The organism is Methyloversatilis sp., from assembly GCF_051861465.1.
In the GTDB taxonomy this organism is placed as follows: Bacteria; Pseudomonadota; Gammaproteobacteria; order Burkholderiales; family Rhodocyclaceae; genus Methyloversatilis.
The window spans coordinates 348,502-365,870 of record NZ_JBHYCQ010000001.1 but is presented as its reverse complement, the minus strand read 5'-3'; the positions used below and the strand labels follow the sequence as shown (position 1 = coordinate 365,870).

At 65.1% G+C, this 17,369-nt stretch carries 15 protein-coding genes; 4 read left to right on the top strand and 11 right to left on the bottom strand.

Annotation, left to right across the window (positions count from 1 at the left end):
• Positions 1-30: 30 nt before the first annotated feature.
• The 5 genes from motA to ACTIFF_RS01645 form a co-directional block, all read right to left on the bottom strand.
• On the bottom strand, positions 31-888 hold the full coding sequence (motA, locus tag ACTIFF_RS01665; RefSeq protein WP_439535246.1) for a flagellar motor stator protein MotA: 858 nt from the start codon (positions 886-888) through the stop codon (positions 31-33).
• Positions 889-1,114: 226 nt separating this feature from the next.
• A complete protein-coding gene (flhC, locus tag ACTIFF_RS01660; protein WP_257080363.1) occupies positions 1,115-1,654 on the bottom strand; it encodes a flagellar transcriptional regulator FlhC in 540 nt (179 codons plus the stop codon).
• An 18-nt stretch (positions 1,655-1,672) separates the two neighbouring features.
• Complete coding sequence (gene flhD, locus ACTIFF_RS01655; protein ID WP_257080626.1) at positions 1,673-1,990, bottom strand: flagellar transcriptional regulator FlhD; 318 nt, start codon at positions 1,988-1,990, stop codon at positions 1,673-1,675.
• Positions 1,991-2,194: 204 nt separating this feature from the next.
• The gene (locus ACTIFF_RS01650) at positions 2,195-3,940 is read right to left on the bottom strand and encodes a putative bifunctional diguanylate cyclase/phosphodiesterase (protein WP_439535245.1); all 1,746 of its coding nucleotides are present in this window, start codon (positions 3,938-3,940) and stop codon (positions 2,195-2,197) included.
• A 125-nt stretch (positions 3,941-4,065) separates the two neighbouring features.
• On the bottom strand, positions 4,066-5,994 hold the full coding sequence (locus ACTIFF_RS01645; protein ID WP_439535244.1) for a diguanylate cyclase: 1,929 nt from the start codon (positions 5,992-5,994) through the stop codon (positions 4,066-4,068).
• 166 nt (positions 5,995-6,160) lie between these two features.
• Here ACTIFF_RS01645 and ACTIFF_RS01640 point away from each other — a divergent pair, with 166 nt between their 5' ends.
• The gene (locus ACTIFF_RS01640) at positions 6,161-6,703 is read left to right on the top strand and encodes an NUDIX hydrolase (RefSeq protein ID WP_439535243.1); all 543 of its coding nucleotides are present in this window, start codon (positions 6,161-6,163) and stop codon (positions 6,701-6,703) included.
• On the opposite strand, the gene ACTIFF_RS01635 is transcribed toward ACTIFF_RS01640, so the two are convergent.
• Positions 6,675-9,173 (bottom strand): MASE1 domain-containing protein, encoded by a 2,499-nt coding sequence (locus tag ACTIFF_RS01635; RefSeq protein ID WP_439535242.1) that lies wholly within the window; start codon positions 9,171-9,173, stop codon positions 6,675-6,677. The two genes, ACTIFF_RS01640 and ACTIFF_RS01635, sit on opposite strands and share 29 nt — an antisense overlap.
• A gap of 86 nt (positions 9,174-9,259) precedes the next feature.
• On the opposite strand from ACTIFF_RS01635, the gene ACTIFF_RS01630 reads away from it, so the two are divergent.
• Positions 9,260-9,958 (top strand): hypothetical protein, encoded by a 699-nt coding sequence (locus ACTIFF_RS01630; RefSeq protein WP_439535241.1) that lies wholly within the window; start codon positions 9,260-9,262, stop codon positions 9,956-9,958.
• Between the two features lie 16 nt (positions 9,959-9,974).
• Here ACTIFF_RS01630 and ACTIFF_RS01625 read toward each other — a convergent pair whose 3' ends face one another.
• Positions 9,975-10,445 carry a hypothetical protein gene (locus ACTIFF_RS01625; protein ID WP_439535240.1) on the bottom strand — a complete coding sequence of 157 codons (471 nt, stop codon included), beginning with the start codon at positions 10,443-10,445 and terminating at the stop codon, positions 9,975-9,977.
• A gap of 582 nt (positions 10,446-11,027) precedes the next feature.
• On the opposite strand from ACTIFF_RS01625, the gene ACTIFF_RS01620 reads away from it, so the two are divergent.
• Entirely contained in the window at positions 11,028-11,675 is a 648-nt protein-coding gene (locus ACTIFF_RS01620) for an HNH endonuclease (RefSeq protein WP_439535239.1), read from the top strand.
• Positions 11,676-11,678: 3 nt separating this feature from the next.
• Here ACTIFF_RS01620 and ACTIFF_RS01615 read toward each other — a convergent pair whose 3' ends face one another.
• The gene (locus ACTIFF_RS01615; protein ID WP_439535238.1) at positions 11,679-13,838 is read right to left on the bottom strand and encodes an HDOD domain-containing protein; all 2,160 of its coding nucleotides are present in this window, start codon (positions 13,836-13,838) and stop codon (positions 11,679-11,681) included.
• A 326-nt stretch (positions 13,839-14,164) separates the two neighbouring features.
• Between ACTIFF_RS01615 and ACTIFF_RS01610 the strand changes: the two genes are divergently transcribed.
• The gene (locus ACTIFF_RS01610) at positions 14,165-14,776 is read left to right on the top strand and encodes a Spy/CpxP family protein refolding chaperone (protein ID WP_439535237.1); all 612 of its coding nucleotides are present in this window, start codon (positions 14,165-14,167) and stop codon (positions 14,774-14,776) included.
• 18 nt (positions 14,777-14,794) lie between these two features.
• Here ACTIFF_RS01610 and trpC read toward each other — a convergent pair whose 3' ends face one another.
• From trpC to ACTIFF_RS01595, 3 genes are all read right to left on the bottom strand, one after another.
• Positions 14,795-15,637, bottom strand: a complete 843-nt coding sequence (gene trpC, locus ACTIFF_RS01605) for an indole-3-glycerol phosphate synthase TrpC (RefSeq protein ID WP_439535236.1) — start codon at positions 15,635-15,637, stop codon at positions 14,795-14,797.
• 125 nt (positions 15,638-15,762) lie between these two features.
• Positions 15,763-16,794, bottom strand: a complete 1,032-nt coding sequence (gene trpD, locus ACTIFF_RS01600; RefSeq protein ID WP_439535235.1) for an anthranilate phosphoribosyltransferase — start codon at positions 16,792-16,794, stop codon at positions 15,763-15,765.
• Complete coding sequence (locus ACTIFF_RS01595; protein WP_257080375.1) at positions 16,791-17,369, bottom strand: anthranilate synthase component II; 579 nt, start codon at positions 17,367-17,369, stop codon at positions 16,791-16,793. Before ACTIFF_RS01595 ends, trpD begins: the two co-directional genes overlap by 4 nt.

The following is a 17,369-nucleotide window of genomic DNA, read 5'->3' as shown; positions in this document are numbered from 1 at the left end:
TCGGAGTCGGCGTCGGAACGGAGGGCGGACCTACTTGCCCTTGCGGTTCTTCACTTCGTCTTCCAGCTCCTTGAAGCTCGGGCGGTCCGGCGAATACAGCACCTTGCGGCCGAACTCGATCGCCACCTGCGGCGCGTAGCCGTTCATGCTGGCCAGCAGCACCACCTTCATGCACTGGTAGATCTTGCCGCCCTCCTCCATCTTCTGTTCGAGCTGCGAGGCGATCGGCGCGACGAAGCCGTACGACAGCAGGATGCCGAGGAAGGTACCGACCAGCGCGCCGCCGATCATCTTGCCGAGCACCGCCGGCGGCTGGCCAACGGAACCCATCACATTCACCACGCCCATCACCGCGACGACGATACCGAATGCCGGTACGCCGTCAGCCACCTTGGAGACGCAGTGCACGGCCACGTGCTGCTCGGCGTGGTGGGTGTCGATCTCGGCATCCATCAGGCTTTCGATCTCGAATGCATTCAGATTGCCGCCCACCATCATGCGCAGGTAGTCGGTCAGGAAATCGACCGCATGGTGGTCGGCGAGGAATTTGGGGTACTTCGAGAAGATCGGACTGGCTTCGGGGTTCTCGACGTCGGCTTCGATGGACATCAGGCCTTCCTTGCGTACCTTGGCAAGGATTTCGTACAGCATCGCCAGTACGTCAACATAGAAGGCCTTGTTGTACGACGACCCCTTGAACACCGATGGCAAGGCCGCCACCGTGGCCTTGATCGCCGGCATGCCGTTGCCGGCCACGAAACCGCCGATCATCAGGCCGAAAATGGCCACGTATTCGGCCGGCACCCACAGTGCAGCCAGACTGCCATGAAGGGCGTACGTGCCCACCGAGGCGGCAAGGATGATGACGTAGCCAATGATCAGAAACATGGACTTTCCCTGTGTATGACGGATGTTCGGGGCATCAAGCACTCAGTGCCTGTTGGTCTAACGGCACCGCATTGCGAAACTTGATCATGATTCCCCGACCACCGGCAGGCACCGGAAACCCGCACCTGTGGCGACGGCATAAAAAAAAGCCGCCACGGGTTGCCCCGCGGCGGCGAGCCCCTTGCTTTCGCAAGGAGGAGGTCAGACAGGAGAGTAGAACGGGTTGTCAGGCGGCGATCAGGGCCTCGCGCGCGCGCCGCGTCTTGCCGGCGCGTGCAGGGATATGGCACAGGCCGCAGACGTAGCTGGATTTCGGGTCGTACGCATGCGCCACGAAGTGACCGCCGCAGCAGGTGCAGGGCGTGCGCTGCAGCAGCTTGGCGTCGAAGAAGCGCACCAGGGTCCAGGCGCGGGTCAGGCTCAGCACCTCTTCCATGTCGTGCGTCTGAACGTGTTCCTGATAAAGACGGAAGGCCTTCACGATGCAGTCGAGCTGGGATCGCTCGGTGTTCTGCTTGAAGAAGGAGAAGAAGGACATGAACAGCGAAGCGTGAATGTTCGGCTGCCAGGTCATGAACCAGTCGGTCGAAAAGGGCAACATGCCCTTGGGCGGCGAAACGCCCTTCACTTCCTTGTACAGCTTGAGCAGACGCTCGCGCGACAGGTGGGTTTCGGCCTCCAGCAACTGCAGGCGTGCGCCCAGCTTGATCAGGTCTGCCGCCAGGGCGATTTCACGACCTTCCGAAACGATGCTCTTGTTTTTCATGACCTTGAACCCCTTGAATCAGGAAACTGCTTCGACCGGCTGGGCGCAGGCCAGAATCGTGGCATGCAGATGGGAGGTCGCCGCATCGCGACCATGGCTCGACAGCAGGCCGAGCAGCACGCGATCGTCGAAGCGCAGGCGGCACAGCATCATGTTCGCGCTGGCCATCTTCAGGACCTGGGCCGGCGACAGCGACTCGATCATGTCGGCCACTTCTTCGCTGACACCCAGGCGGAACATGGCCGCGTCGCGGTCTTCGCGGATCATCTGTTGAGCGAGCATGAGGTAGGCAAGATTCAGTTCCCTGATCTCGTTGAGCAAACCGGTCGTCTTCATCATGCAATCCCTTCAGTCGGCAGGCACCGTGTGTTTCAGTGCATGGGATGCATTCTGCCCAGCAGGGGGCCATTGCCCAATCAGGACAAGACGTAAGTTTATGTACGTGAAGACGAGCGGATTCCTGTAGGAAGTTTTCCTACATGAAAGGACCGGGGTCGGGTTGTCGCGCCAGCCGACGGGCGCGCGGAGCGGGAAATCCGGCTAGATCAAGAGGGTTCCATCCATGATCCGCTTGCTGAGCAGGTCGGCTTCCACCGGCCGCGAGAAGAAGTAGCCCTGAAACCGGTCGCACTGTTCGCGCCGCAGGAAACCCAGTTGTTCCGGTGTTTCAACGCCCTCCGCCACCGTCGTGAGACGCAGGCTGCGCGCCAGTGAAATGATGACGCGGATGATGGCAGCATCATCTTCGTCATCGTTGATGTCGCGCACGAAGGATTTGTCGATCTTGACGATGTCGATCGGAAAGCGCTTCAGATAGGACAGCGACGAATAGCCGGTGCCGAAGTCGTCCATCGAAATGCGCACGCCCATGTTCTTCAGCGCCTTGAGCATGCCGATGGTGGTTTCCGCATCCTTCATCAGCACCGATTCGGTGATTTCGAGCACCAGTTTCTCGGCCGGGAATCCGGTGTCTTCCAGCGTCGTGCGCACCGTTTCGAGCAGGCGCGGCTGGGCGAACTGCACGGCCGAAACATTGACCGACATCGACAGGTCCTGCATGCCCTGCTCGTGCCACTTCCTGCCCTGCAGGCAGGCTTCGCGCATGACCCAGGCGCCGATTTCGACGATCAGGCCCGATTCATCGGCCAGCGGAATGAAGCGGTCCGGCGGAATGATGCCGCGCTGCGGGTGACGCCAGCGCAGCAGCGCCTCGACGCCGGACGTACGGCCGGTTACGCCATTGAGTATCGGCTGGTAATTCAGGAACAGTTCGCCGCGTTGCACCGAATGGCGCAGATGCGTCTCGAGCACCAGCTTCTCGGCCGAACTGGCGCTCATTTCGTGGGCGTAGAAGCTGAGGCCATTGCCGCCGGCGCGCTTGGCGCTCGACATCGCCGCCTCGGCATTCATGATCAGCGACTGCGCCTCGCTGCCGTCCTCCGGTGTCATCGCCACGCCAAGCGATGCGGTCAGGAACAATTCCAGTCCGTCCTTGATGACCGGTGAAGCGAACGCTTCCAGCAGCCGGTGCGCGAACAGGCGGGCGTCGTCGCGGGTGGTGCAGGACGGCGCGAAAACGCAGAAGCGGTCACCGCTCAGACGCGCAATCATCGCGCCCTGGCCAGCACGTTCGATCAATCGCGACACGACTTCGCGCAGCACGACATTGCCGGCGTCGTAGCCGAAGCTGGTATTGATGCGAAGGAAGCGGTCGATGTCGACCACCATCAGCGTCGCATGACGCGCTTCAGTACTGCGACGCGCGGTATCGAGCCAGTCGTCGATCTGGGCGCGCAGCAAGGTCTGGTTCGGCAACGCCGAAAGCGTGTCGAAGAAGGCCAGCGCATGAATGCGTGCATCGGCCGTCTGCACCGCCCGGCGCGTTTCAACGCCGCGCAGCTCACGTTCGATGACCGGCACCAGACGCGCGATATTGCCCTTTTGAACGTAGTCGGCGACGCCGTTGCGCATGGCCGAGAACGCCATGTGGTCGGAAATCTTGCCGGAGTAGATGATGAACGGGATGTCGCGACCGCTGCGCCGCAGGACTTCCAGCGCAGACGCGGAATCGAAGCCGGGCATCGCATGGTCGGAAATCACCAGGTCCCACTCGCGCTCCTCGAGGGCGCGTGCAAGTTCCTGCGCGCTGTCCACGCGCTCGGAATAGGTTTCGAGGCCGCGTGCGCTCAGTTGCGCATTCAGCAGGAAGACGTCGTCTTCATTGTCCTCGACCATCAACACCTTGATGGTTCTGAACCCTCCCATCCTGTCCGAGTGGCGATCCATCGACTTCATTCCAGGTCGTGTGCACGATCAACGAACCTTAACGACGGCAGGAATGGTGGGAACTTGAGCACCGCGAAACGCGCGGGCGGTAAAAATGCCGCTTTTACCCGAAGGTCGGAATCGCCTCAGCTGGCGGCGCGCACCCGTCCGCGGCCGGTACTTTTGGCACCCATGAGGGCCTGATCGGCCAGGGCGAGCAGCGCATCGGCGTCGGGCATCGGCGAAAGCCGCTCGGCCACGCCGATGCTGATCGAGCTTTTCAGGCGCAGCTGGCCGGCCTGCAGCGGCACGGCTGCCACCCCGGCGCAGACACGCTGGGCGCAGGCCATTGCCTGTTCCAGCGTGGTGTCGGGGCAGATGATCAGGAACTCATCGCCCCCGGTGCGGCACACCACGTCCTGCGCGCGCATGCATTCGCGGATGGCCCGCGCCGTCTGCTCCAGCACCTGATCGGCCACGTCGTGCCCGTAGGTTTCGTTGATCTGCCGGAAGTAGTCGACGTCGATCAGCATGCACGACAGCGGCCGTTCGCTGCGCAGCGCGATCGCCCATTCCTGGCCGATGCGCGCCATGGCGTAGCGCCGGTTCGGGAATCCGGTCAGCGCGTCGGTCAGCGCGACTTCCTGCAGGCGCCGGTTGCTGACACCCAGCTCGGCCGCGTACCGGCGGATTTCCTCGCGTTCGGCCTCCAGATCCTTCTGCAGCCGGATCAGCCGCTGACCCGCACGCAGCCGGGCTTCGAGTACGCGCGGCTTGAGCGGCTTCACCATATAGTCGTCGACACCCGCTTCGAAGGCCTCGACCAGGCGTTCCTCGTCCTCGTGACTGGTCAGCACGATGATGTAGATATTGCGTCCCATGCGGGTCTGACGCAGCGTGCGCGTCAGCTCCAGCCCGTTCATCTCCGGCATCACCCAGTCGACCACCATGATCTGGGGCTGGAATTCGAGCGCGCGTTCCATGCCCATCACGCCGTTCTCGGCACATGTCACCTGATAGCCGCTGCGCAGCAGCAATGCCTGCAGCGTCATGCGCGTGGCGGCGTCGTCATCGACCACCAGCGCGCGCAGTGCGCCCGGGTCCGGGGCGTCGTTCGCGGCTTCCACCTCGATCGACGCGGGCGCCGGAATGGCCGGCTCGGGCAGTGCGACATCGTTCAGGTTGGGCAATGCATAGGCATCGACCGGCAGGATCTGCGACCAGTCCTTCCATTCGCGTGCGACGTCGTCGCACAGCGCGCTGACCTGATCGGGCAGCCACGCCATGCGCGCTGCCAGCGCACGGGCGATGCCCATGTGAAGCGCCCGCTCCGCCTCGTCGCACAGGCAGGCGGCCTCGACCGCACGTGCCAGGCCGAGTGCGAGCGTCAGGCTGTATTCGCGCGACTCGGGCTCGCCCTGAGCCGACAGCGCCGATTCATGGCCGAGCACCGCGGCGACGAAAAAGCGCGGCATGCCCCAGTCGGCAAGCATGGCGGCGCTCAATTCGACATGGGTCATCGCGAACGCCTGCCGTTCGACGTCAAGCAGCATTTCCGACTCGCCCCCACGCACCTCGTCGAGCACGCGCGAATACTGTGCCGGAAACACGCTGGCCAGCCCGAGCGCGCCGATACCGGACAGCAGGCCGACGCTGAAGCTTTCTTCCAGGCCGGCCGAGCGCATCACGGTCATGATCTTCTGTGTCGCAATGGCGCGGATGACCGATCCGGTCCAGAAGCGCGAATACGGAAAACTTCGGCACAAGCCCTTGCCGTTGCTGGAAATCAGCGAAAAACCCAGGGCCAGATTGCGTACCGCCGCCATACCGAGCACGGACAGCGCGTCGCGCAGCGCCACGATGGGGCGCATGCCGGGCGCCAGGGTACCGTTGGCCGCACATACAAGGCGCCCGACCAGCGCCGGATCACCCTGCACGAGGCGGGCCAGTTCGGCCAGCGAGGCGTCGCCGCGCTGCGTGACGCGCGCGATCGCCAGCGCGATGCCACGCGGCGAAGGCAGTTCGCCGGCCGCCTTTATCTCTTCGAACCGGCTTGTATCAATCAGGTCATTCATCTTTTTGCCATCGTCCAGGCCTGAACGGCGCGCCGTGCGTCCGTTGCAGAATATGCCTCATGGCATCAGCTTACGGCGCGGGAGACACGGTTCTTGAGGGCAGGTGCGCAGGAGACAGGCAGGGCGCTACACTCCGGACTCCTCATTCCGAACAGCCGGTGTACCCATGAAATTCTGCGCTGACTGCGGCAGCAAGGTTGAACAGCGCGTGCCGGTGGGCGACAACCGGCTGCGCCATGTCTGTCCGGCGTGCGGCACCATCCATTATCAGAACCCGCGCATGGTGGTGGGCACACTGCCCGTCTGGGAGGGGCAGGTGCTGCTGTGCAGGCGCGCCATCGAGCCGCGCCTGGGTTACTGGACGCTGCCGGCCGGATTTCTCGAAAACGGCGAAAGCGCAGCCGACGGTGCATTGCGCGAAACACTTGAAGAGGCCTGTGCGCGGGTCGCATTGATTGCACCCTACACAATGGTCAGCGTGCCGCAGATCGACCAGATGCACATCCTGTTCCGGGCGGAACTGATCGACACCGATTTTTCGCCCGGCAGCGAATCACTCGACGTCCGGCTGTTCGACGAGGCGGACATTCCATGGGACGAACTGGCCTTTCGCAGCGTGTCACTGACCCTGCGCACCTTTTTCGACGAACGTCGCAAAGGCGGCTTCGGCGTGCACCACTTCAGTCTGGACGTACCGCGCCGAAGCTGAATGTGAAGGTTGCGCCCTGGCCGACCACGCCCTCGGCCGACACCTGACCGCCGTGCAGGCGGATTACCCGCTGCACGATCGCCAGGCCGATTCCGCTGCCATCGAATTCGCGATTGTTGTGCAGGCGCTGGAAAGGCGCGAACAGGCGACCGACATAGGCCATGTCGAAGCCGACACCGTTGTCGCGCACATAGTAGGCCGCCTGGCCCTGCAGCTCCGATTGCCCGATCTCGATGCGCGGCTGCGCCTGCAGCCGGGTGAATTTCCATGCGTTGCGCAACAGGTTTTCGAACACCACGCGCGCGAGTCCGGAATCGGTGTCCGCCCACAAACCTTCCGGAATGATCCAGTGGATGTAGCGATCGGGTGCTTCGGCCGTCAATTCGCGCACCACATCACGCGCAATGTCCGACAGATTGGTGAGCGAGCGGTGCACCTCGGCGCGCGACACGCGCGACAGTTCCAGCAGGTCATCGATCAGTTCGCCCATGCGCTGGCTATTACGACGGATCCGCGACAGATACTCGCGTCCCTGTTCGTCGAGCAGGTCGCCGTAATCCTCCACCAACAGGCGCGAGAAGCCATCCAGCGCGCGCAGTGGCGCCCTCAGATCGTGCGACACCGAATAGCTGAACGCCTCGAGCTCGCGAATCGCCGATTCAAGCGCCGCAGTGCGCGCACCCACGCGCCGCTCCAGTTCGTCGTTGAGTGACTGGACACCCTGAACCTGTTCGGCCTGGATCCGCTCGGCGTCCCGCTGTGCGGTCATGTCGCGCCGCACCGATACGATTCCGTTGAACTGGCCGTCATCGTCGGTCAGGGGAATGACGCTGACTTCGAACACCCGTTCCTCGCCGTCCGGCATGACGAGGCGCTGCTCCTCCCGATGCGGCTTGCAGGACAGCGCCACCGCTTCGGCAATCTTGTGGTCCTGCTTCAGTACATCGGCCATCGATGGCAGGTGCGCCGCCAGTTCTTCGCTGGTGGCGCCCAGCCAGGCCATTTTCTTAAGCCAGCGCGTATCGAGCAGCGAGCGGTTGGCCAGCCGCCAGCGCAGATGCTTGTCCTGCAGCACGATCAGCTCCGGCAGCGCATCGACCAGCGCGCGCAGTCTGAATTCTTCCTCGCGCAATGCTTCGCGCGCCTGCATTTCCGCCGTGATGTCCCGACTGACACCGCGATAGCCCGAAAACGCGCCATGCGCGTCGAACACCGGCTCGCCGGATGAGGCCAGATAGCGCCAGCGCGAACCGTCGCGCCGACGCGACAGGAAATCACGGAAGGCGTCGTGGCGTTCCAGCGTCTGGCGCAACAGGCCCCACGGCAGGGTGAGCGCCTCTTCACCGGCGATCTCCCAGGGTGCGCAACCGTCCAGCTCGGTGTCGCCGAAATGCACGCCAGTCAGTTGATCCGGCAGGCGGTGGTAGCGCAGATCGGCGTCGAGTTCCCAGTGCCAGTCGGCCGACAGCAGCGTCAGCGCACGAAAATGCGATTCGCGTTCGCGCAGCGCGCGCCGTGCCGCCTGCTTCTCGAACATCGCGGCACCGATGAACAGCGCGGTTGCGGCGGTCAGCGTGATCAGCCCGTGCAGCACGAGAATCTGCACGCCCATCGCGTGCTCGTTCAGCAGCGAGGTGCCCTGTGCGGTGCCGGCCAGTGCGGTCAGCGATGCGATCAGGAACACCGTCCAGCCGACCCGCGGCGGAAAGCGCAAGGCAATCCAGATCACCAGCGGCAACGAGGCGTACAGCTGCAGGATGGGTTCGGCCAGGAGGGTGACGCCGAAGAAGGTCGCCGCCAGCATGCCGAGCAGCGTCAGGATGACCAGCGCTTGTTCGATGAGCCGACGCGGCGGCTGCATCGGCGAACGATCGGACGTCCAGGCCAGCAGAGGCAGCATGGACACGATGACGCCCAGTGCGTCGCCGAGCCAGACCGACGCACCGGTATCGAGCCACCGGGCTGCGGGCAGATCATGGGCCAGTGCCATGCCGGCGGTGGTGGCCATCGCGCTGATGATGGCCACCGCATAGGCCACCGCAAGCAGCTTGAAGGCGCCGTCGGTCCGTTCCAGCAGATGCGCGGGTTCGCTGACCAGATGCCGCAGCAAGCGCGCGCCCAGCCAGGGCGCGAGCAGCTGTCCGGCCGCGTGCAGCAGGGCCATCGGGATCGGCAGCTGCGCCAGCACGCAACCGGCGACGACACCGGTCAGCACGCCCGGCAGTGCACGGTTGCCGAAGCGCAGCAGCACGAACAGCGCGAGGCCGATCGGCGCCCACATCGGCGTGATGCCCAAAGCGTCGCGCAGTTGCAGATTGGCCGCCACGAGCACGCAGTAGCCGATCGCGATCAGGGCATTCAGCGGGAACGGGCGGAGCAGCGGATGCAGCGCACCCGGCGGCACGGCTTCGACCGCCGGCGCACGGGTCTTCGGGTCCTGTTCGTGCACTTCATCAACCGGCCGGTTCATGTGAGGCACGCACCCGCTTGACTATCGCAACAACTGTTTCTAGGTTTCAACGACCGCAGCACAAACCGTCCCTGTGGAGCATGAAAATGGAACGACGCCACTTCATCGCGACCTGCAGCGCTGCGTGCGGCATGCTCGGGTTGAACATGCCGACGCAAGCGCGCGTCGTGCGAAGCTACCCGCGCAGCGTACTGACCGACGGTGACGGACAACCGCTGCGGGCGGGCTCGCTTGAGCCGGGCGTCAATTATGTTTTCCAGTGGCCCTACCCGGCCACGCCGTGCTTCCTGCTCGATCTCGGTCGAAAGGTGGTGGGCAAGAAAGACATCCGCACTGCGGATGGCCGCCTCTATGACTGGCCGGGCGGCGTCGGCCGGCGCCAATCTGTCGTTGCCTACTCGGCCATATGCTCGCACAAGCTCACCCATCCCACACGCGACATCAGTTTCATCGCCTATCGCGCTGACGCGACGCCACACAATGCGCGCGCCCGAGTCATCCACTGCTGTTCCGAGCACAGCCAGTTCGATCCTGCCGCCGGCGCGCAGGTGCTCGAAGGCCCTGCCCCGCAACCGTTGGCCGCGATTGTATTGGAGTACTCCGCCGAGCGCGACGAACTGGCTGCGGTCGCCACCCTGGGCGCCGACGTGTTCGATCGCTTCTTCAGCAGTTTCGGCTTCCGGCTTGCGCTGGAGCATGGCGGCGACCGCGCCATGCAGCCGGTCGGCGACCGTACGCGCGTGATTCCGATGGCGGAGTTCTGCCGTCAGCAGGTGCGCTGCTGAACAGCCATTCAGCGCATCAGCCCGGCGCGGTGGCATGTCCATCCTGCTCGGCGTCGGTCGGTTCGCCATCCAGTTCCAGTTCCAAAACGAAGCCATGCGCCGGCAATTCAACCGACATGACGGCGCTACTCGCCGCTTCCCTGAATGCCGCCATCACCCGCGCATCCGTTTCGTCATGTCCGCTGCTGCGCACCAGAGAGACCGCAACGACGCGGCGCGCATGCAGCCGCAGCGCGATCACCATGCGCACACCCGCTGCCTGCAGCAATGCGCCGTCGCGCACAACAGAACGCGCGATCGCGTAGCGAAATGCACGTAGCGAGGACTCAGCGACCGCGGGCGGCAGCGCGCCGCGGTCCGGCACGGGCAGCGCGGGGCCGGCGACACCAGCGGCCGGCGGCGGTCGATCGACCGACAGGCGGGTTTTCGGAACGGCTGGCGGGTCCTCCGCAACGGTGACCGAGGCCGCTGCCGGCGCCGCCGGCACGAGCCGCAGCGCGCCGACCTGCCGGGCCGGTGCATCGGGCGCCGAGCGTGGCACAGCAAGCGGCCAGATCAACAGCCCGTGCACTGCCAGCGACAACCCCGCTGCGGCCAGCAGCTTCGATGATCCTGCAAACCTTGGTTGACCCGTTGCCAGGTCATTGAATGCCTTGGGCGTCGCCACGGTTGTCATTCTCCGAAGAACCCTTCCTTGAGTGAGACCGCTTCAACGCCCCGCGCACGGCCGGCAGGGCATCCGATTTCGTTGCTCGTCCGCGCAGGAAACCGCCGGCTCGCCCCGGGTCATCCTGCCCCCCACTGGCGGCGGGCAGGCTAACGCCCCGTCCGGGGGCGCATGCCGGGCCTGCCTGCCGCGTCCTCGCGCCTTGCCGTACACCCTGCCCACGACGCCGATCAACCGAAACATCCGGAATGATGAATCACGCCGGCGACGCGGTTGCAAATTCATCTTCCTTTGCTAGAGTACGTGCGCGTTGCAGGCGGAAGGCCGTTACACTCGATCGGCAAACGATTGCCCGCGCGCAAGTCTGCGTTTCCGCGTTTCCTGCCTTTAAAGCTGGACACTATGGAGGTTGCCAAGGCCGTGTTTCCGTCGATGGAAGAGCACCCACCGCTGAGCTTGGCGCGGGAACGCCGCCGGCCTGCACATCCGTGGATACTCACGCTGGATGCCAACGGCGTGCCGCATCGCTGGGTGAGCTGGCAGCACGCCGTGTTCTATCACTCGAAGGATCTGGTGGCCTGGGTTGCCGGCAGTCACGAATTCGAAATCCGCGGCGGCATCAACCGGGTGACCGGTGAGCAATCCTTCATCCGCACCAACAGCATCATCGCGATCAAGGGCCGCAGCCACGCGCACAAGCTGCAGATGGCCGTGCCGCCGCTGAACAATCGCGAGCTGTTCCATCGCGATCGCTCGATCTGTGCCTACTGCGGCGGTGATTTTTCCGCCCAGAAACTCACGCGCGACCACATCCTGCCGGTGTCGCAGGGCGGCCGGGACCTGTGGATGAATGTGGTCACGTGCTGCCGTCCGTGCAACCAGCGCAAGAGTGGCCGTACGCCCGAACAGGCGCACATGCAGTTGCTGTACGCGCCCTATGTGCCGAACAAGGCCGAGTACCTCATCCTGAGCAACCGCAACATCCTGGTTGACCAGATGGATTTCCTGTCCCAGCACGTGAATGCCAACAGCCGCTGGAAGGCGGCTTGACCGTTACGCCGGCGAGGCCGCCGGCGCACGTCGCCGTGTCTGACGCGGCAGCAGCAGCTGGAATACCGTGCCCTGACCGATCGCGCTCTTGCACGACAGCGAGCCGCCGAGCGCGCGAATCTGCGCCAGCGCGTGTGCCAGCGTAGGACGCGCCTGACCTTCGCCGGCCGTCGACGCAAACAGCGCCGCCACCCGCGCAGCGTCCATGCCGCGGCCGAAATCGCGGATGCGGATTTCTGCGTGCAGCACGCCATTCCAGTTCACGCCATCGGCACTGCTGACGGCGATGCGCCCGCCACCGCCGCCGATCTGCTCGGCACTGACCGTGAGCAGCGCGGCCACGATATCGCGCATCGCCGACAAAGGCAGGTGCAGCGGCGGCAGCGCCGAATCGAGATGAAGTTCGGTCGTGATCGAACGGGCGCGGAACGTCCGCTCGTCGGTCTCGGCCATGATCTGTTCGATCAACTGGTTGATGTCGGTCCATTGAGCGGCCGCCGTGATGTCCGGCGGGCGGCTTTCGAACTGGTGCAGGACGGTATCGATGCGGATCACCTGATCGTTGAACACCGACAGCTCCGATTCCAGCATCGAATCGGCCCCCATCTTCAGCCGCATCGACTTCACCTGATGCTTCAGCAGGCCGAGCGGCGTGTTCAGGTCGGCACGCAACTGGCGCGAATGCGCCGCGTACTGCTCGACCATGCTGCTGCGAAGTTCGCCCAGATTGCGCGCCTGGACACGCTGCATGCGCAGCGCCCGCGCCGTCGCGCCAGTCAATGCGTCGAGTCCGGCGGCGCGTCTGCGCAGGCCTGACAGCGCCGACACCGGCATGCGATGCAGTGCAAGGGCCTCCACCCGACCGTCGCCGAGCAGCGGCAGCACCAGGCAGGCTTCACCGCGCGCCGGGCGCAGCAGCCGCTGGATGCTGATCGGCAGACGCGCCGCCTGCTGCGCATCCTCGCAATACCAGGGCTGGCCGCGCAGCAATTGTTGTCCGATGTCCCCCAGCCCGGAATGCGCCAGATCGAGCTGGACGCCGCCCGGTTCGCCGGCTTCGTCGAGCACCGCAAAACGGGTTTCGCCGTGCGCCGGCAGCAGCATCTGCGGCATCGGCAGATCGAGCAGCAGGGCGCCGGCCAGCCGGTAGGCGCGCAGCACGTCATTGTCCGCCGTGGGTTCGAGCACCTGCGCGAGGAGTCCGCTGCGGGCAAGATCAAGCAGCACCGACTGCTGTGGATCGTTGCCGTTCGCCGGGTCGGACGAAGAATCGAACGACGGGATGAGCGAAACTTCGAAAAACGGCCGATAGGGTTCGCCGGCGATCATCGGCGCCATCGGGTCGAGCAATTGAAGCGCGTCCAGCCGGGACTGCGTGCGTCGGCAGGCGGTCTGCCAAGCGTCGTTGAGCTGGTCCATCGGCAGCCCGGTCAATGCATGCGCAAGCGCGGCGTGCTGCATCGCATCGCCGCTACCGCCGCCCGACAGCTCTTCGGCCGCGCGCGCGACGCGCAGCAGTTCCGGCGCGTCGTGGAACAGTGCCGCGTCGGCGTGATGGAAGCGCAAGGCGTCGGCCAGTTCGCCGGTCCAGCCGGCTGGCAGCAGATCGGCGGCCAGTTCGGCATGCGACACGCCCAGCTCGGTCGATTCGAGGCCCGCCAGCACCGATTCGTGATGGCCTTGCGCCAGCAGGTTCAGGTACGACGGGTTGGACGAAAGCAACGGCAGCGCCACGTCGAGCAGCAGCCCGGCGATATAGGCGTCGTCGGGATCGCTTTGGCCGCAGCGCAGCGAAAGCTCGCGCGCAGTTTCGGCGGTCAGCAGCGAATGTGACCAGTAGCGGCGGAATCCGTCCGGCACGCCACCGACGCGGGACGACCAGTGGTGGGTGTCGAGCATGGCCGCGCGGATCAGCGCCTGTCCGCCCGCGTCGATCACCGCATCGATGCGACGGGCTGCACTCAGGCCATTCGTGTGCTCGAGCGCTTCCGACGCGCGCAGCACACGCAGCACCAGCACCGGATCGGCGCGCAGCAGCGAAGACAGCGGCTGCGCCTCGCCCTGCGGCGCGCGCAGGCCGAGCGCCGTGCCGGCAATCACCGGAACGGAGGGCGCGCCAGACAGCACGGCACATTCGATCGCGCTTGCAGCGGTGGCTGACATGCTGTGCAGGAAGCGGAGTACGTCGAGGTGACCCCCGGCGCTGACCTTTTTGATTGTTTATCGGCCGTTCTGATGGACGGAACCTTGCCGGATAATACCGCAGCGCTTTGGCGTAAAACCCGCGCCAACACTGGGAATCATCACATCCCGACCGTTCATTGCAGGTCGATGTCACCCGTTTCGACCGCAACCTGAATCCCGGCCTTGAAAATGCCAAAAAACCGCGAATCTTACAAATCGTTACTGCGGTCGCGCAGCGGGTTTACAGCAGCCGCCGACACTGGCTTCGCTGCCGGAGCATTCCGGCAAATCAGAGGAATCACATCATGAAACACCCGAACGCTGTCACGGCCCGCACCCTGCAGGCTGCAACATCCCGCGGCCGCTGGCTGGCCACCCTCACCGCGGCCGGCGCACTGGCCGCAATGGTTGCCGCTGTTCCGCAGGCGTCCGCCGACGCGGGCGAACAGCGCGCACCGCACGCCATGAAGACCGCAGCGCATCACGGCCACGGTCAGATGGAAAAGCGCATGGCGGAACGCGTCGAACGCGTCTTCAGCAAGGTCGGCGCGACCGATGAGCAGAAGGCACGTGCCCGCGAAATTGTCCAGGCCTCGTCCGAACAGATGAAGGCTCTGCGCCCTGCCGATGGCAGCGGTCCGAAGGAAATGCTGGCGCTGTTGTCGGCCGAGTCGATTGATCGCGACCGGATCGAACAGCTGCGTGCCGCACGCCACGCGCAGATGGACGAACGTTCGAAGCTGATGACGCGCACGCTGGCCGATCTGGCCGAAGTGCTGACGCCCGAACAGCGCAAGGACGCGGCGAAATCACTGGCCCGTCTGGGTGGCGGTCACCCGCACCATGGCAAGCACCACGGCAGGCATCATGGCCATGGCGACGGCGCGCGTGCCGCCGACGACGCAGTGCGCAGCTGATGACCGGACTGCTGTGGTTCAGACCACGGCAGTTCCGAACAGGCGGGCCAGTTCGGCCCCGGGGTCGGCGGCGCGCATGAAGGCTTCGCCGACCAGAAAGGCATGCACGTCGCGGGCCCGCATGGTCGCGACGTGTTCTGCCGTCAGGATGCCGCTTTCGGTGATCACGATGCGCCCGGCCGGAATGCGATCGAGCTGGGACAGCGTGAAATCGAGCGATACCGCAAAGGTGCGCAGGCTGCGGTTGTTGATGCCCATCAGCGACGTATCGAGCTGCAGCGCCAGATCAAGTTCGCCCGCGTCGTGACTTTCGACCAGCACCGCCATGCCCAGCTCTCCGGCCAGGGTTTCGAGTGCACGCATGTCGGCCACCGCTTTCGCCTGCTGCGCACCATCCGCCTCGCCGGACGGCGGCAGGAAAGCGGCCACGATCAGCAGGATGCAGTCGGCGCCCATCGCACGCGCCTCGACCACCTGCCACGGATCGATGATGAAATCCTTGCGCAGCACCGGCAGCCGACAGGCGGCACGCGCTTCGACCAGATATTCGGGCGCCCCCTGAAAATACTGCCGGTCAGTCAGCACGGACAGGCAGGCGGCACCGCCCGCTTCGTACGAGCGCGCGATCTCGGCCGGCCGGAAGTCGGCGCGCAGCACGCCCTTCGACGGGCTGGCCTTCTTCACCTCGGCAATCACCGCGGGCTGCCGTCGCGCCACGCGATCGCTCAGCGCAGCGACGAAGTTGCGCACCGGCGGCTGGGCTTCGGCCCGGGTACACAGTGCGTCCAGCGTCTGCAAGACGCGGCCGGCGGCTATTTCCTCCCGCTTGGTGGCGAGGATTTTCTGCAGGATGTCGGACATTTCTTCTGACCCCATTCAATGTTTCGGCCCCGTAGGCGCCTGCCCTGCAGGCGATCGGGGGCCGCATGACGCTGTCGCGGTGATCGACCGCTCGATCGCCTGCGGGGCAGGCGTCCACGAGAACATCACGTGGCGAATGAGCGCGTCAGCTCGACCAGCGCATCGACACGTGCCCGCGCGGCGCCGGATTCGACCGCCTCACGGGCACGATCCACGCCGTCGCGCAGGTTGTCCGCCACGCCCGCCAGATAGAGGCTGGCACCGGCGTTGAGCAGCACGATGTCGCGCGCCGGGGCGAAGCGGCCCTCCAGCGCGGCCAGCAGCATGTCGCGCGAAGCCTGCACATCGGCCACGCGCAGCGTGTCGAGTGCATGCACCGGCAGACCGACGTCCGACGGATGCACCGTGTACTCGCGCACCTCGCCGTCGCGCAGCTCGCCGACATAGGTGTCGCCGCTGATCGACAGTTCGTCCAGCCCGTCGCGGCCATGCACCACCAGCACGTTGCGCGAGCCCAGTTCCTTGAGCACCCGCGCCAGGATGCCGACCAGGTCAGCGTGGAACACACCCATCACCTGATTGGCCGCACCGGCCGGATTGGTCAGCGGGCCGAGGATATTGAACATCGTGCGCACGCCCAGTTCCCGGCGCACCGGTGCGGCGTGCTTCATCGCACTGTGGTGGTTGGGGGCGAACATGAAGCCCACGCCAGCCTGTTCGATGCATGTCGCCACCTGCGCCGGCGTGAGGTTCAGCGTCATGCCGAGCGCTTCCAGCACGTCGGCCGACCCGCTCTGCGACGAACTGGCCCGTCCACCATGCTTGGCCACGCGCGCACCGGCGGCAGCGGCAACGAACATCGCCGCGGTGGAAATATTGAAGGTGTGCGCGCCATCGCCACCGGTACCGCAGGTATCGACCAGGGTCTGCGTGTCATCCACCGGCACCTTCATCGACAGTTCGCGCATCACCCGTGCGGCCGCGGCAATCTCGCCCACGGTTTCCTTCTTCACGCGCAAACCGATCAGGATGGCGGCGATCAAGGTCGGCGACACTTCGCCGGTCATGATCTGGCGCATCAGTGCGGTCATTTCGTCGCGGAAGATTTCGCGGTGCTCGATCACGCGCTCGAGCGCCTGTTTCGGCGTGAAGCTCATGCGCCAGCCCTCCACTCGTCGAGGAAGTTCTTCAGCATCCGGTGACCGTGCTCCGTCAGGATGGATTCGGGATGAAACTGCACGCCCTCGACCGCCAGCGTCTTGTGCCGCATGCCCATGATTTCGCCGTCGTCGGTCCAGGCCGTCACTTCCAGGCACTCGGGCAGCGTGTCGCGCGCCACCGCCAGCGAGTGGTAGCGGATCGCGGTGAAGGGATTCGGCAGGCCGCGGAACATGCCCTTGTCGGCATGATGGATGGCGGCGGTCTTGCCGTGCATCACCACCTTGGCGTGCACCACGTCGCCGCCGAACGCCGCACCGATGCTCTGGTGGCCGAGACACACGCCCAGTATCGGGTACCTGCCGGCGAAGGCATTGATCAGCGGCACCGACACACCGGCTTCCTTCGGCGAACACGGCCCGGGCGACACCACGATGTGGTCCGGCTTGAGCGCATCGATCTGGTCGAGCGTGATTTCGTCGTTGCGGAACACCCGCACGTCCTCACCCAACTCGCCGAAGTACTGCACGAGGTTGTAGGTGAAGGAGTCGTAATTGTCGATCATCAATAACAT